This is a genomic window from Corynebacterium sp. HMSC069E04, from assembly GCF_001813175.1.
GTDB classification, from domain to species: domain Bacteria; phylum Actinomycetota; class Actinomycetes; order Mycobacteriales; family Mycobacteriaceae; genus Corynebacterium; species Corynebacterium aurimucosum.
The window spans coordinates 83,827-98,758 of the sequence record NZ_KV811624.1; the positions used below are offsets into that span (position 1 = coordinate 83,827).

13 protein-coding genes are annotated in these 14,932 nt (G+C 58.9%); 12 read left to right on the plus strand and 1 reads right to left on the minus strand.

Annotated features, from left to right (window positions below; genetic code table 11):
- The first annotated feature begins 113 nt into the window (after positions 1-113).
- From HMPREF2896_RS00425 to HMPREF2896_RS00465, 9 genes are all read left to right on the plus strand, one after another.
- Positions 114-1,589: a fumarylacetoacetate hydrolase family protein gene (locus tag HMPREF2896_RS00425; RefSeq protein ID WP_070444595.1), complete on the plus strand. Its 1,476-nt coding sequence runs from the start codon at positions 114-116 to the stop codon at positions 1,587-1,589.
- Positions 1,586-2,248: a GntR family transcriptional regulator gene (locus tag HMPREF2896_RS00430; protein WP_070716827.1), complete on the plus strand. Its 663-nt coding sequence runs from the start codon at positions 1,586-1,588 to the stop codon at positions 2,246-2,248. Before HMPREF2896_RS00425 ends, HMPREF2896_RS00430 begins: the two co-directional genes overlap by 4 nt.
- A gap of 16 nt (positions 2,249-2,264) precedes the next feature.
- Entirely contained in the window at positions 2,265-3,779 is a 1,515-nt protein-coding gene (gene hpaE, locus HMPREF2896_RS00435) for a 5-carboxymethyl-2-hydroxymuconate semialdehyde dehydrogenase (protein ID WP_070444599.1), read from the plus strand.
- A gap of 49 nt (positions 3,780-3,828) precedes the next feature.
- A complete protein-coding gene (hpaD, locus tag HMPREF2896_RS00440) occupies positions 3,829-4,905 on the plus strand; it encodes a 3,4-dihydroxyphenylacetate 2,3-dioxygenase (RefSeq protein WP_070444601.1) in 1,077 nt (358 codons plus the stop codon).
- A 160-nt stretch (positions 4,906-5,065) separates the two neighbouring features.
- The gene (gene hpaH / locus HMPREF2896_RS00445; RefSeq protein ID WP_070444603.1) at positions 5,066-5,851 is read left to right on the plus strand and encodes a 2-oxo-hept-4-ene-1,7-dioate hydratase; all 786 of its coding nucleotides are present in this window, start codon (positions 5,066-5,068) and stop codon (positions 5,849-5,851) included.
- A complete protein-coding gene (locus tag HMPREF2896_RS00450) occupies positions 5,836-6,621 on the plus strand; it encodes an HpcH/HpaI aldolase family protein (protein WP_070645208.1) in 786 nt (261 codons plus the stop codon). Before hpaH ends, HMPREF2896_RS00450 begins: the two co-directional genes overlap by 16 nt.
- 9 nt (positions 6,622-6,630) lie before the next feature.
- A complete protein-coding gene (locus tag HMPREF2896_RS00455) occupies positions 6,631-8,118 on the plus strand; it encodes an NAD-dependent succinate-semialdehyde dehydrogenase (RefSeq protein WP_070444607.1) in 1,488 nt (495 codons plus the stop codon).
- Between the two features lie 264 nt (positions 8,119-8,382).
- Complete coding sequence (locus HMPREF2896_RS00460) at positions 8,383-9,870, plus strand: APC family permease (protein ID WP_256375575.1); 1,488 nt, start codon at positions 8,383-8,385, stop codon at positions 9,868-9,870.
- A gap of 18 nt (positions 9,871-9,888) precedes the next feature.
- Positions 9,889-11,220 (plus strand): flavin monoamine oxidase family protein, encoded by a 1,332-nt coding sequence (locus tag HMPREF2896_RS00465; protein WP_070716832.1) that lies wholly within the window; start codon positions 9,889-9,891, stop codon positions 11,218-11,220.
- Here HMPREF2896_RS00465 and HMPREF2896_RS00470 read toward each other — a convergent pair.
- Positions 11,217-12,137, minus strand: a complete 921-nt coding sequence (locus HMPREF2896_RS00470) for an AraC-like ligand-binding domain-containing protein (RefSeq protein ID WP_070716837.1) — start codon at positions 12,135-12,137, stop codon at positions 11,217-11,219. The two genes, HMPREF2896_RS00465 and HMPREF2896_RS00470, sit on opposite strands and share 4 nt — an antisense overlap.
- 151 nt (positions 12,138-12,288) lie before the next feature.
- On the opposite strand from HMPREF2896_RS00470, the gene HMPREF2896_RS00475 reads away from it, so the two are divergent.
- Genes HMPREF2896_RS00475 through HMPREF2896_RS00485 form a run of 3 tightly spaced genes read left to right on the plus strand, consistent with a single transcriptional unit; the run spans position 12,289 to position 14,784 of the window.
- The gene (locus tag HMPREF2896_RS00475) at positions 12,289-13,698 is read left to right on the plus strand and encodes an aldehyde dehydrogenase family protein (protein ID WP_070716839.1); all 1,410 of its coding nucleotides are present in this window, start codon (positions 12,289-12,291) and stop codon (positions 13,696-13,698) included.
- Between the two features lie 30 nt (positions 13,699-13,728).
- A complete protein-coding gene (locus HMPREF2896_RS00480) occupies positions 13,729-13,992 on the plus strand; it encodes a hypothetical protein (RefSeq protein WP_070716843.1) in 264 nt (87 codons plus the stop codon).
- Between the two features lie 3 nt (positions 13,993-13,995).
- On the plus strand, positions 13,996-14,784 hold the full coding sequence (locus tag HMPREF2896_RS00485) for a zeta toxin family protein (RefSeq protein ID WP_070716845.1): 789 nt from the start codon (positions 13,996-13,998) through the stop codon (positions 14,782-14,784).
- Positions 14,785-14,932 lie beyond the last annotated feature (148 nt).

Below are 14,932 nucleotides of genomic sequence, written 5' to 3' on the forward strand. Positions count from 1 at the left end.
TTTCGGCATGGGGTGTGCCATATACGGAAAAGCGTGTGAGTTGAACCACTTGCGGTGGTGCTAGGGATAATATACGATCTGGGCAAGGATTTGTTCACAATTAAGGATTCTTCATGGCTGTACCTGAGTTCTTGCCGGTAAAACCGGGCAAAATGATCGCCGTCCATGTGGCCTTTGAGTCCCGCGCGGCACAGCGCGGCCGCTGGCCCAAAACCCCGAGTTACTTCCTCAAGGCGACAAGCACGCTGGCTGAGTCGGACGGGATTGTCGAGCGTCCCGAAGGAACTGAACTGCTGGCCTTCGAAGGCGAAATCGCACTCATCATCGGCACTCCGGCCCGCAATGTCTCCCTTGAGGATGCGTGGAAGCACGTTGCCTACGTGACCGCGTCGAACGACATTGGGCTGTATGACTACAAGGTGCAGGACAAAGGTTCCAACACCCGTTCCAAGTCCCGCGATGGATACACCCCCATTGGGCCGGAGCTTATCGACGCCCAGGGGATCGACCCCAAGGGCCTACGCCTGCGTACGTGGGTCAACGGAGAAGTTGTCCAAGAGGGTACGTCCTCCGACGAAGACCTCATCTTCCCCCTCGCCCAGTTTGTGGCCGACCTTTCCCAGCACATGACACTGGAGACCGGTGACATCATCCTCACCGGCACTCCTGCTGGCTCTTCCGTCATCGAGCCTGGTGACGTCGTTGAGGTCGAAGTTGATGTGCCAGGAGGCGTGAGCTCCGGCAAGCTGAAGACCACCGTGAAGGAGGTCCCCGCCTCTTTCGATCCGCAGCTGGGCAACCTGCCCTACGTGGACGATAAGCAGCGCGAAGATGCCTACGGTGACCGCGAATCCGCCGGCCTTCCTCCTAAGGGTGAGGTCGGCCTCGATCCAGAGCTCAAGGCGGCCCTGGAGAAGGCCCCGACCGCCGGCTTGTCCGCTCAGCTGCGCAAGCGCGGCATCAACCAGTCCGTGATCGAAGGCGTGTACCCGCAGGCGAAGGGAACCAAGATGGTGGGCGTTGCCCGCACCCTGCGCTTCGTGGCCGGCCGCGAGGACCTGTTCAAGTCCCACGGTGGTGGTCTCAACGAGCAGAAGAAGGTCTTCGACACCGTCAAGGAGGGTGAGGTCATCGTCATCGAGGCCCGCCAGGAATCCGGTTCCGGAACACTCGGTGACATTTTGGCGCTGCGCGCGAAGGTCCGCGGTGCTGCCGGCGTTGTCACCGATGGCGGCGTGCGTGACTACGAGGCCGTCAAGGAGATTGGCCTGCCCGTCTTCACCCAGGGCGCGCACCCCTGCGTGCTCGGCCGCAAGCATGTCCCGTGGGACAGCGATATCGCTGTTTCTTGTGGCAACGCCACCGTGCTTCCGGGTGACATCATCGTTGGTGACGACGATGGCGTCGTGGTTATTCCTCGCGACATCGCCGCGGAAGTCGCCGAAGCTGCGCTGGCCAAGGAGCACGAGGACGAATGGGTCGCTTCCCGAGTGGAGGAAGGCGCCAGCTTGGATGGGCTCTTCCCGCCGACCGGAGCGAATAAGGAAGCCTATATCGCGTTCCGTGATGGAAAGGCGGGTGGTCAATGACGGAACCTGCACTATCAGCTGGGGAAAGCAAGTCCCAACAGGCCTATAACTGGATAAGTCACAAGATTCGTACTCGCGAGTATGAGCCCGGGTATCGCCTCGTGTTAGCAACAATCGCGGAGGAACTGGGTATCAGCGTGGTTCCCGTCCGCGAAGCCATTCGGCAATTGGAAGCGGAAGGGATGGTCACCTACGAGCGCAACGTCGGTGCCAGTGTGACCACCTACAATCGCGAGGCCTATTACGAATCCATGGACATCGTGGCCACGCTAGAAGCAAATGCCACGGCCCAATCCGCACGGTATCTCGATGCGGAGGATATTGCCCGGGCGCAGGAGATCAACCAGCGCATGCAGGAGCTCGATATCCACCACGATCCAGAAGAATTTACCCAGCTCAACAAAGAATTTCATAGCGTTCTCTTCTCCAAGTGCCCGAACGAGAGGCTAAAGAACTTGGTGGTGGACCAGTGGAAGCAATTGGAATACCACCGCGTCTCTACCTTTCGGTATGTGCCCGAAAGAGCTCAAGAGTCAACGCGCGAGCACGAGCAATTGCTCAGTCTCATCGAGGCTGGCGCGGAACCCGCCTACATAGAAAAAGTGGCCAGGCAACACCGACTGACCACTCTCAGAACCTATCGCAAGAAAAACGACTAAGGAGTCGAAATCACCCATGGCTATCAACAACGATGCTGCTAAGCCCACCGATCTCCCCGAGAAGATCCTTCACTACATCAACGGCGAGTTCGTCCCGTCGATCGACGGTGATGAATTCGAGGTCTTGGATCCGGTAACCAATAAAACCTACATCAAGGCCGCCTCCGGCAAGCCGGAAGACATTGACAAGGCTGTCGCTGCTGCGAAGGAGGCCTTCGAGAACGGCCCGTGGTCCAAGGCACTGCCGCGTGAGCGCGCCCGTGTGCTCAACAAGATTGCGGATATCGTCGAGAGCCGCGCGGACAAGCTTGCCGCGTGGGAATCCTTCGACTCCGGCCTACCCATCACTCAGGCCAACGGTCAGGCTAAGCGTGCAGCGGAGAACTTCCGCTTCTTTGCTGACCTAATCGTCGCCCAGGCTGACGACGCCTACAAGGTACCGGGCCGCCAGATCAACTACGTCAACCGCAAGCCGATTGGCGTGGCGGGCCTGATTACCCCGTGGAACACTCCGTTCATGCTGGAGTCCTGGAAGCTCGCCCCGGCCATCGCCACCGGTAACTCCGTCGTCCTGAAGCCTGCTGAGTTCACTCCCCTCTCTGCACAGCTGTGGGCGGGCATCTTCGAGGAGGCCGGCCTGCCGAAGGGTGTCTTCAACCTGGTCAACGGCTTCGGTGAGGAAGGCTATGCAGGCGACCCGCTGGTTAAGCACCCGGATGTTCCTCTGATTTCCTTTACCGGCGAGTCTCGCACCGGCCAGATCATTTTCGGCAACGCAGCTCCTCACCTCAAGGGCCTGTCGATGGAGCTGGGCGGCAAGTCCCCCGCCATCGTCTTCAGTGATGCCGATCTGGAAACCGCGATCGATGCTTGCATCTTCGGCGTCTTTTCCCTCAACGGTGAGCGTTGCACCGCTGGCTCCCGCATCCTGGTTCAGCGCGATATCTACGATGAGTTCGTGGAGCGCTACGCCGCCCAGGCTAAGCGCGTGAAGGTGGGCCTGCCCTCCGATCCGACCACCGAGGTCGGTGCCCTGGTACACCCGGAGCACTACGAGAAGGTCACCTCCTACATCGAGATCGGCAAGCAGGAGGCCACCCTGGCCGCCGGCGGTGAGCGCCCGGAAGGCTTCGAGGAAGGCAACTTTGTCCAGCCGACCGTCTTCGTTGACGTCAAGCCGGATGCACGAATCTTCCAGGAAGAGATTTTCGGCCCCGTCGTTGCTATCACCCCGTTCGATACCGACGAAGAAGCACTCGAGCTGGCAAATAACACGAAGTACGGCCTTGCCGCCTATGTCTGGACCTCGGATCTGAAGCGCGCCCACAACTTTGCCCAGAACGTTGAGGCCGGCATGGTGTGGCTCAACTCGAACAACGTCCGTGACCTGCGCACCCCGTTCGGTGGTGTCAAGGCCTCCGGCCTGGGCCACGAGGGCGGCTACCGTTCGATCGACTTCTACACCGATCAGCAGGCCGTCCACATCAACCTGGACAAGGTACACAACCCGGTCTTTGGCAAGCAGGACTAAGACGTCCACTCTCTTCTCCCCCACCACTACTTCTATCTAAGGAGCCATCATGGCTGACATTCAGGCCCCCGATATTCTGCGTTGCGCCTACATGGAGATCGTCGTTACCGATCTCGCTGCATCTCGAAAGTTCTACGTTGACACCCTCGGCCTCGTCGTGACCGAGGAAAACGAGAACGAAATCTACCTGCGCACCTACGAGGAGTTCATCCACCACAACCTCGTGCTACGCCAAGGCCCCGTCGCTGCCGTTGCTGCATTCTCCTTCCGTGTTCGTTCGCCGGAGGATCTGGACCTCGCCGAGGAGTTCTACAAGGCACGTGGTTGCGAGGTTCGCCGTAACAAGGATGGCTTCGTCAAGGGCATCGGTGACTCCGTGCGTGTGCAGGATCCGCTGGGATTCCCGTACGAGTTCTTCTACGAGGTTGAGCACGTCGAGCGTCTGGCTTGGGCATACGATGCCCACATCCCTGGCGCGCTTGTTCGCCTCGACCACTTCAACCAGATCACCCCGGACGTTCCTGCCGCCGTGAAGTACATGGAGGAGCTCGGCTTCCGCACCACCGAGGACATTCGCGATGAGGAGGGAACTGTCTACGCTGCATGGATGCGCCGCAAGCCGACGGTGCACGACACCGCCATGACCGGTGGCGATGGTCCGCGCATGCACCACATCGCTTTTGCTACCCACGAGAAGCACAACATCATCGCGATTTGTGACAAGTTGGGTGCACTGCGCGAATCCGACCGCATTGAGCGCGGCCCGGGCCGCCACGGTGTCTCCAACGCTTACTACCTCTACCTGCGTGATCCGGATGGCCACCGCGTGGAGATCTACACCCAGGATTACTACACCGGCGACCCGGATAACCCGGTCGTGACCTGGGATGTCCACGATAACCAGCGCCGTGACTGGTGGGGAACCCCGGTTGTCCCTTCCTGGTACCGCGATGGCTCCACCGTCCTCGACCTCGATGGCAACCCAGTGCCGCTGGTGGCTCGCGAGGACGAGTCCGAGCTGGAGGCAACCATTGGCGCAGACGGCTTCTCCTACACCCGTAAGGAAGATGCAGAAGAAATGCCGGAGTGGAAGCAGGGCGAGTACAAGCTGGGACACCAGCTCTAAACAGGCCTCAGCACTCAGGTTGATGAACGTGGTCCCGCGGCGTCGAGAAGAAAGCGCACATATCGCGGGACCGCGTTGTCGTTTCACGTGAAACCATCAGGTTTAACGAACCTGTTAAACAGAACAGATACGTTCTACAACACCTTAAGGAGCGAAGTACATGCTGGATGAGAAACAGCACATCGCTATTGCAGATGAACTGGCGCAAGCCGAAAAAGATCGCACCATGGTTCCGCTGCTGACCGCCCGTTTCCCGGAGATGAGCATCGAGGATTCCTACGCGGTGCAGCGCGAGTGGGTGCGCCGCGGCATTGAAGACGGGCGTCGTCTCGTCGGCCGTAAGATTGGCCTGACCTCCAAGGTTATGCAGGAAGCCACGGGAATCACCGAGCCAGATTACGGCGCCATCTTTGAAGACCAGGTCTATGAGAACGGCTCCACCATCGAGCACGCGCAGTTCTCCAATGTTCGCATTGAGGTCGAGCTGGCCTTCGTGCTCAAGGAAGAGCTGAAGGGCCCAAATTGCAGCATCTTCGACGTGCTGCGTGCAACAGAGTACGTCGTCCCTGCTCTGGAGATCCTCTCCTCCCGCATAGAGATGGAAGGCCGCACTATCGTCGACACCATTTCGGATAACGCAGCCCTCGGCGCCATGGTCTACGGCGGCAACCCGGTGGATCCCGCGGACGTCGATCTGCGCTGGGTGTCCGCACTGCTCTACCGCAACGAGTCCATCGAAGATACGGGTGTGGCGGCGGCTGTGCTGAACCACCCGGCAATGGGCGTGGCTTGGCTTGCCAACAAGCTTCACGCGCACGGCGATAACCTTGCCGCCGGCGACATTATTCTGGCCGGTTCCTTCACCAAGCCCATGTGGGTTGAACCGGGCGATACCGTCCATGCAGACTATGGAAAGTTGGGGTCCATCACATGCCGATTCCAGTAAAGTTGCCGCCTACCTTTGCAGACGTCCTAGAAAAGGCCGAGCAACCGCTCGTTGGTGCCTGGATCTGTTCCGGCTCGGAGGCCGCGGCGGAGATCATCGCCTCGGCTGGTTTTAGCTGGACGCTTATCGACGGCGAGCATTCGCCTTATGGCCTGGAGACCATTCTTTCCTTGCTCCGCGCCACAGATGCCTATGGCCTTACGCGTGTGGTTCGCGTGCCTGTGAATAACACGGCGCTGATCAAACAGTACCTTGACCTGGGTGTACAGAATCTTATGGTGCCCATGATTGATAACGCCGAGGAAGCGGAAGCGGCCGTTGCAGCCATGCACTACCCGCCCCGCGGTGTGCGCGGCGTCGGCTCGGCACTGGCCCGCTCTTCGCGCTGGAATGGCGTGGAGAACTACCTCGCCAACGCGTCGGACACGGTGAGCCTCACGGTGCAGATTGAGTCTGCGACCGCGGTGGAGAACGTGGAAGAGATCGTGGCTGTTGAAGGTGTGGACAACATCTTCGTCGGCCCCTCGGACCTGGCGGCCTCGATGGGGCTGTTGGGCCAGCAGACCCATCCGGATGTGCTCGAGGCGGTCAATCACACATTTGAAGCAGTTCGTGCTTCCGGAAAGAAGGTAGGCGTCAACGCCTTCAACCTCGAACAGGCCCAGAAATACATGGCTTCTGGCGCATCATTTGCCCTGGTTGGGGCGGATGTTCAACTTCTTTCGGGTGCGGCACGCCAACTGGCAGACAAATTCCATTTGGGAGGGTAAAAAAGAACCATGAGTGAAAACAACAAGGTCAATATTGACGAGCTGCTGGCCAAGGTTCCAACTGGCTTGCTGATTAATGGTGAGTGGGTAGACGCCTCCGATGGCTCCACTTTCGACGTGGACAACCCGGCAACCGGTGAGGTTATCGCTACCCTTGCTTCCGCTACTTCTGAGGATGCGAAGAAGGCTTTGGATGCAGCCTGCGCCGTGCAGGATGAGTGGGCACGCACGTCCACCCGCGAGCGCTCCAACCTGCTGCGCCGTGCTTTTGACCTGGTGCAGGAGCGCAAGGACGAGTTCGCTGCGCTGATGACCCTGGAGATGGGCAAGCCGCTGGCAGAGTCCTATGGTGAGGTTACTTACGGCGCTGAGTACCTACGCTGGTTCAGCGAGGAGGCCGTTCGTGACTACGGCCGTACCCTGCCGGCGCCGGAGGGCACCCTGCGCATGGTGACCCGTCGCAAGCCGGTGGGCCCGTGCTTGCTCATCACCCCGTGGAACTTCCCGCTGGCTATGGCTACCCGCAAGATTGCCCCGGCCATTGCCGCTGGTTGCACCATGGTGGTCAAGCCCGCCAAGCTCACGCCGCTGACTACTCAGTACTTCGCACAGACCATGATTGATGCCGGCGTTCCTGCCGGTGTGGTCAACGTGGTCTCCGGTAAGTCTGCTTCGGCCATCTCCGAGCCGATCATGGCGGATTCCCGCCTGCGCAAGGTTTCCTTCACCGGCTCTACCCCGGTGGGCAAGACCCTGCTCAAGGCCGCTGCCGACAACGTCCTGCGCACCTCGATGGAGCTGGGCGGCAACGCTCCGTTCATCGTCTTTGAGGACGCTGACATCGACCAGGCCGTCGAGGGCGCAATGGGCGCCAAGATGCGCAACATCGGTGAGGCCTGCACCGCGGCTAACCGCTTCATCGTCCACGAGTCCGTCGCCGATGAGTTCGCGGAGAAGTTCGCTAAGCGCATCGGTGAGCTCAAGGTGGGCAACGGCCTCGATGAGGGTGTCACTTGTGGTCCGCTCGTGGAGCAGAAGGCACTGGATAACATCACCGCGCTTGTCGACGACGCCGTGGAGAAGGGTGCCAAGGCCATCGTCGGCGGCAAGCCGGGTGAGGGCAAGGGCTACTTCTACGCCCCGACCGTTCTGACCAACGTTCCTCGTGATGCCCGCGTGGCACAGGAAGAGATCTTCGGCCCGATCGCTCCGATCCTGACCTTCTCCGATGAGAAGGAAGCGATTGAGATTGCTAATGACACCGAGTACGGCCTGGCCTCCTACGTGTTCACCGAGGACTCCGACCGTATGTGGCGCATCGGTGACGGCCTCGAGTTCGGCCTCATGGGCTTCAACGCTGGTGTCATCTCCAACGCCGCTGCCCCATTCGGTGGCGTGAAGCAGTCCGGCATGGGCCGCGAGGGCGGCGCCGAGGGCTTGGACGAGTACACCTCGCTGCAGTACATCGCTATGCGCGACCCGTACGCGAATGCATAACTAGTGCATTAATTTCGCCGCTGACAATGCTGGCATCTCCTAGGTGGGAGGTGTCAGCATTATTGTTTTCTGCATAGTATTCGTAACCCTGTTGTGTGACAGCACTCATAGTCAAATCGTGATCACGCACAAACAACTTTTTCAGTGTGCACTGGGACACAATTACTGGCTATACACCGAAAGACACCGGGTTCGTCCGGTGGATTCTCGGGCCGACATAGCTAGTAAGGAGGAGTTGGCGTGGACACATCGACACAGGCACCAGTGCTACCCGCTCGAAATGTACAGCCCGGGCACCGGGCTCCCACCGAACTTAAGGGCGGCCTGGGCGCCGGGCGCCTAGGGACAACGTCGCTAGTCTTTATGATTATCGCGGCGTCGGCACCTCTTACTGTGCTTGCGGGAGGAGTGCCGACCAACTTCGCAGTATCTGGATTGTTGGGTGTTCCCTGGGGATACCTCGTCCTTGGAATTATTCTTGTCTTTTTCGCCGTTGGTTACGGGATTATGAGTTCAAAGATTCAGAACTCTGGAGCGTTCTATGCCTACGTGTCAGAAGGACTAGGAAACCGCCAAGGAATCGCGGCCGCGATTCTGGCTTTGGTTTCTTACAATATGATGCAGGTTGGGCTGTATGGCATTTTCGGGTTCTCTCTGGCCAATCTGATCAACGGGTGGTTTGGAACAAGTATCTCGTGGTGGGTTGCCGCCTTGGCTGGTTGGCTCTTGGTGGCTGTCATGGGTGTCAGCAATGTTGATTTTTCTGCCAAAGTCCTAGGTATATTGGTAGCCCTCGAGTTCGTTGTTGTTGCTGCAGTCTCAGTTCTTTCTCTTGGCGTTGCCCCAGAGGGTATTACTGCGGAGACGGTACGCCCGAGCCAATTCTTTACCGATGGTATAGGCGTTCTCCTTGCCTTTGGAATTGCAGCCTTTATGGGGTTTGAGTCGGGTGCAATTTACTCGGAAGAAGCGCGTGATCCAGAGCGGACTGTCCCGAAAGCTACCTATATCGCCGTGGGAACGATTGCCCTTTTTTACGCCTTTTCGGCGTGGGCATTTGCTCAAGGAGTGGGGCCGTCCGTCGTCATCGATAAGGCAACTGAGCTTGGTCCCGATCTGGTCTTCGTGTGGTTGGGCGACTATTCAGCGCTTGCTGCCAACATAGCGAACTGCTTGTTTGTAACTTCGCTTATTGCTGCCCTCGTCGCATTCCATAATGCCGCAGCGCGGTACTTCTTCTCCCTTGGGCGCTCACGCGTCCTTCCCGAGAAGTTCGCGGTGTCATCGTCCAAAGGAGCACCTATAGCTGGGTCGCTCACTCAGACTTCCATTGCTTTCCTAGTTGTAGGCGGCTTTGCAATTGCCGGAAATGGCAGCGACATGGGCGAACTATTCCCAGTCCTCACGCTCTTTACGTGGTTGACCAACGCCGCGGCGTTTGGCCTAGTCTTCCTGCTCGCAGTGGTGAGTGTGTCCATCATGGTATGGCTCAACAAGCAGGAAAAAGGCTACAACCTCTTCACGCGGATCATTGCACCGCTTGTATCAGCTTGCGGACTCGTGGCTGTCTTCGCATTGGTGCTGATGAATTTCCCGCTCATGATTGGCGACACCGGTTCGGATGCCCTCGTGTGGGTGATGCCCGGAATCATTATCGCCTCCGGAATTCTGGGCCTGATTTGGGGCGAATGTCTCAAACGCAGGAAGCCGAATATCTACGCAAGTCTTCAAGACAATCTTGATCGAATCTAAATCTTCAGAAAGGTAATCATGGAAAAGAAGCATGTAATCGTCGTTGGTGCGGGATTCGCAGGTCTAACGGCAGCGCGCGAGTTGCAAACCGCGGGAATTGAGTATCACATCGTAGAGGCTCGTGACCGCATTGGTGGCCGTGCTTGGACTGACGATAGGCTCGGACGCCCGCTGGAGATTGGCGCAACCTGGGTGCACTGGCATCAGCCGCATGTCTGGTCCGAAATCACTCGTTATGGTCAGGATATTATCGCTTCGCCCGTTGTAGATACCGCATATTGGTATGCCGGTGGTGAGCTGAAGTCCGGAACGGAAGCAGAAATGGATGCCAAACTGGCGCGGCCGATGGAGAAGATCTTCGAGAAATCTCGCGAATTCTTCCCAGAACCGCACAAGCCGCTGCTTGTGCTGGATGAGAAATTCGGTGCATCTCAAGAATTGAAGGATGCTTTCCTGGCTGCAGATCAGGCTGGAGTTCTCGATGCGTTGGAGGACGGTGACTTTACCCAGGAAGAAAAGGATCTGTGCAATGCGTATTGGTCGGCTGGATACATCGGGTACCCAGAGCAGGGGTCCTCTTTGATGGCCAAGCAGTGGGCAGCCTTGTGTGATCACCGTCTTTCATTGGTGGATGAGCAAACGCTGCGATTTAAACTTGTCAATGGCATGCGGGGTATCTACGGCAACATCGCAAAGGATCTAACCGGAGAAATCCGTTTGAATACTGCGGTGACTGCGATTGAGCACGGAGAAGATTCGGCCACCGTTACGTATGCGGACGGTACCTCCGAGACGGCGGATGCTGTGATTGTTACGGTTCCGGTTGGTGCTTTGGGGAACATTAAATTCACCCCGGGTCTGCCTGAAGGCTCGCAGAAGACTATCGAGCAGAAGTGGAATTCGACTGGTTTCAAGGCTTGGATCAAGATCAAGGGTCATCACAACATCTTCGGTTACGCGCCCCAGCCTGCAGTCGTATCCGTGCTTCGTTCTGAATACTTCGAAGACGATGACACGACTATCTGTGTTGCCTTTGGCTCCGATCACGAGAAGATCGATTTGGAGAGCATTGAGGATGCTCAAAAGGTTGTCGACCAGTGGCGCCCAGATCTCGAGGTTGTTGGTGTCACCGGTCATGACTGGGTAGCAGATGAGTACTCAGGCCAGGCCTGGGCTACGTTGCGTCGAGGTCAGTTCACCGAGGGCTGGCACCACTTCCGCAGCTCGACTTCCTCGTTGCACTTCGCTGGAGCAGATTGGGCTTCCGGTTGGCGTGGAGTGGTTGTCGATGGAGCCATCGAAACCGGAATCTCTACCGCTCGCGAGGTTATCAACAAGTTGCGTGGTTAACCGCTAGCCGCCGCGCGGTACGCACTCGGTGACTTGTGGTACTCCGCTTTAAAGATGCGCGAGAGGTGCGAGGGATCGTGCAGGCCATAGCGGGCGCTGATGTGGCTGATTGATTCCTCGGAGTGCCGCGGGTCCACGAGGTCTCTGCGGATATGTTCTAGACGCCTGGTTCTGATATAGCTGCCTACGGAGAGGCCTTGTTCGGAGAACTTGGCGTGGAGGTGGCGCACGGACACAAAGAGTGCTTGGGCGATGGTGCTGGGGCCTAAGTCGGGGTCGCCCAAGTTCTTCTCGATGTAGGCGGTGGCCTGGTTGAACAGGAGCGTGCCCGCGGAAGGTTCCTCGGCCACGTCGGAGGAGAGGACCGACACCAACATAGTGAGCGCGGAGCGGACCAAGGCCGTGGCGTGCGGGCCCTTGAGCAGATCGAGGTTCTTCGCGAGCTGCTCAAAGAGGGGAACCGCCACCGCGCCCAAGCCGTGTGAGCGTGAGATGGGGTTCGCGGTGAGGCGTTGGATCTGCGCGGGTGAAATATCGAGGAAGCTCTGCGGGAAATGCACAATGAGTGTGTTTTGCTCCTCCGGATAGCGCAGAGTGTAAGGCCGTTGGGTGACATACAGCGCTAGGTCGCCAGGGTGTAGCTCACAGGTTCGCCCGTCCTGGCTCATGGTTGAGGATCCAGTGATTTGCAGGCTGAGCTTGCAAAAGGGGGCCTCGCTGGCGGCTATCTTGAAGCGATTCACGGTGTGCGGGGAGGTGCACATATCGAAGAGGGATATGTCCCCCACTTTCGTTGACCGCAGCGTGGCGTGAAAGGAAGAGGGGTTCTCAGTGTCCACGTCGAGTTGTCCAAAAGACTCGGATGACGCGGTGCGCCATGACGCGATATCGAAGTACTCAACGGCGGAAGTAGACATAAGTGGCATCATATCGTGAGAACTGGCACATTTTTGGACAAATTGTGTGCACTCAGAGTCAATAGAGTAGGTGTGGTGCAGGTAACATCCTAGGTAAAAGTTTCTTTGGGCTTTGTTCGCGGGGCCCTCGACTGCTTCACAAGGAGATCTCATGACTCAGTTCCCCACCTACGCTGATCTGCTCGACGCCATCACGGATGAAAACGGCCGTGAAATCCTCAATCCCGCCACCGGTGAGGTTGTTGGCCGCGCCCCAGAGAACACCGTCGAGGACCTCAACGCTGCAGTTGAGACCGCACGCGCAGCGCAGAAGGACTTTGCCAAGCTCAGCGACGAAGAACGTTGCGAGCTGCTCACCAAGGCAGCCGCCGCCATCGACGCTAATGCAGAGGCACTCGTTGAGCTGCTCTCCCGTGAGCAGGGCAAGCCGCTCAACGGCCCGAATGCCCGCTTCGAGGTTGGTGCTTGCTCTGGTTGGCTGAATGCTACCGCCTCCTTCGAGCACCCCAACTACACCGCCGTCGATGATGACATCACCGCCACCGTCAACTACCGCCCACTCGGCGTCGTCGGTGCTATTGGCCCGTGGAACTGGCCGATGATGATCACCATCTGGCAGATTGCACCGGCGCTGCGTATGGGCAACGCGGTCGTCGTCAAGCCCTCTGAGTACACCCCGCTCTCCGTACTGGGCCTGCTTAAGGTCGTGAACTCCGTGCTGCCGGAGGGTGTTCTCCAGGTCGTCAGCGGTGCCGGTGAGGTTGGCGCGGCGCTGACCACCCACGAGGGCGTCGACAAGATCATGTTCACCGGGTCCACCGCCACCGGCAAGAAGATCGTGGAGGCCAGCGCCGACAACCTCACCCGCCTCACGCTGGAGCTCGGCGGCAATGACGCGGGCATTGTGCTGGATGATGCCGACCCGAAGGAGATCGCCGGCGACCTCTTCTGGGGCGCGTTCATCAACACCGGCCAGACCTGTGCGGCGATGAAGCGTGTGTACGTGCCGGAGTCGCTGTACGACGCCGTCTGCGAGGCCCTCGTCGAGGTGGCCAAGGCCTCCCCGATGGGCGTGGGCTTGGAAGAGGAGAACGTGCTCGGCCCGCTGCAGAACAAGCAGCAGTTCGACATCGTGGACAAGCTCGTCAACGCCGCCAAGGACTCCGGCGCCCGCGTGCTGCTGGGCGGTGACCCGGACTATGACGCGCCGGGCTACTTCTACCCCACCACCCTGGTGGCGGACATCGACCCGGATAACGCGCTGGTCGTCGAGGAGCAGTTCGGCCCGGCACTGCCGATTGTGAAGTACACAGACCTGGATTGGGCCATCGAGCAGGCCAACAAGCTTGACGTGGGCTTGGGCTCCTCCGTATGGTCCTCCAACCGCGAGCGCGCTCTGGACGTCGCCGCGCAGCTGGAGGCGGGTACTACCTGGATCAACGCCCACGGTGCCGTAGATCCGCGCGTACCTTTCGGCGGTATCAAGTCCTCCGGCTACGGCGTGGAGTTCGGCACCGAGGGCCTCAAGGGCCTGGCGTACCCGCAGATCATCAACGGCTAAAACCGCCGTGGCGCTGCTATTCTTAGCGCCATGAGCACCGCCAAAGTCCCGGAGATCGAGTACGCAGCCTTCGACGCCATGAAGGAGGTTGCGTCCTCGCTGAAAGCTGCCTACCTCACTAGGGCCGCTGAAGCAGGCAACGACGTTGAATCGCAATGGTGGATTCGCCAGAACTGGCTGGTAGAGGACATGGTTGGCGAGGTTGATGCAACTGACATCGAAGCCATCCGATCCGCTGCGGCTCTCTTTGCGCAGCGGCTTGAAGCCCTCTCCTCCGAGCGCAAAGCGGCATAGCCTATGCTTTCTGCCGCTGACTTCCCCGTTGATCCGCAGGTTATGGAGCAACGGCTAAAGACTCTGCAAGCCAGCTATTTCGGCCGATCGAATGCTCATGGTCCGGCTGTTCCAGAGGTCATTTATGTGGCGGGGCAGCCAGCGTCAGGCAAATCAACGGCCATTGAATCGGTAAAGAACGGTCACGCGGTCCTTGATTCCGATGAGATTCGGAAGCTGCACCCCGCCCTCGACGAGATTGTGGAGCGCGATCCCTTACGCATGGACGTACTCACCAATGGGCCGGTGCCCTATTGGATGTCCTCGCTGATTGAGTATGGCCGTCAGCACGGGCACTCCCTCATTATTGAGAACACGCTGTCCAACCCGGAGTTCATCGCGGGTGAGATAGCCAAGTTTCGGTCTGCGGGTTTTCGCGTGAAGGTCGTGGGCCTGGCGGTTGCTCAGGAGGTTTCTCGACTGGGTGTGGTCCAGCGCTACCTGGAGGCGCAGCGCGTGAGCCGCTACCCGCGCTGGACCAATGAGGTTTCCCACACGTCGGGCTTTAAAGCCATCGTCCCAGGACTGCAAGCGATTGCCCCGCTTGTCGACGACCTCGAGATCCGCACCCGCGATGGCCGCACCTTGAGCGGCATCGAGGATATTGAGGCTGAGCGCGCAACCTGGTTCGACTCCCCCGCTGTTCAGGCCGACTGGCTGGCCCGTTTTGACAGCTGTGACTTGAGTGGGCTTGAAGCTGAGAAGCTCACGCACAACCTCGTGGCTGATGCAGAGCGTATCCGCGGGCTTTAAGACTGTGCCCGTTGAACTATTAGGTTCACCCACAGTTCCCGTGCCTGCACGCATCGAGAAGGACCAGGTGGTGAACTCGAATGACTCGCCTGGTCCAACGTGTGTGTGCGCTCGGCGCGTGGTTTAACCCTTATAAGACTTGCCGGTC

Coding starts and splice junctions, on each gene's coding strand:
- HMPREF2896_RS00430 (WP_070716827.1), top strand. CDS start 1,586: ATGACGGAACCTGCACTATCAGCTGGGGAAAGCAAGTCCCAACAGGCC.
- HMPREF2896_RS00450 (WP_070645208.1), top strand. CDS start 5,836: ATGCCGATTCCAGTAAAGTTGCCGCCTACCTTTGCAGACGTCCTAGAA.
- HMPREF2896_RS00465 (WP_070716832.1), top strand. CDS start 9,889: ATGGAAAAGAAGCATGTAATCGTCGTTGGTGCGGGATTCGCAGGTCTA.
- hpaE (WP_070444599.1), top strand. CDS start 2,265: ATGGCTATCAACAACGATGCTGCTAAGCCCACCGATCTCCCCGAGAAG.
- HMPREF2896_RS00475 (WP_070716839.1), top strand. CDS start 12,289: ATGACTCAGTTCCCCACCTACGCTGATCTGCTCGACGCCATCACGGAT.
- hpaH (WP_070444603.1), top strand. CDS start 5,066: ATGCTGGATGAGAAACAGCACATCGCTATTGCAGATGAACTGGCGCAA.
- hpaD (WP_070444601.1), top strand. CDS start 3,829: ATGGCTGACATTCAGGCCCCCGATATTCTGCGTTGCGCCTACATGGAG.
- HMPREF2896_RS00485 (WP_070716845.1), top strand. CDS start 13,996: ATGCTTTCTGCCGCTGACTTCCCCGTTGATCCGCAGGTTATGGAGCAA.
- HMPREF2896_RS00425 (WP_070444595.1), top strand. CDS start 114: ATGGCTGTACCTGAGTTCTTGCCGGTAAAACCGGGCAAAATGATCGCC.
- HMPREF2896_RS00455 (WP_070444607.1), top strand. CDS start 6,631: ATGAGTGAAAACAACAAGGTCAATATTGACGAGCTGCTGGCCAAGGTT.
- HMPREF2896_RS00480 (WP_070716843.1), top strand. CDS start 13,729: ATGAGCACCGCCAAAGTCCCGGAGATCGAGTACGCAGCCTTCGACGCC.
- HMPREF2896_RS00470 (WP_070716837.1), bottom strand. CDS start 12,137: ATGTCTACTTCCGCCGTTGAGTACTTCGATATCGCGTCATGGCGCACC.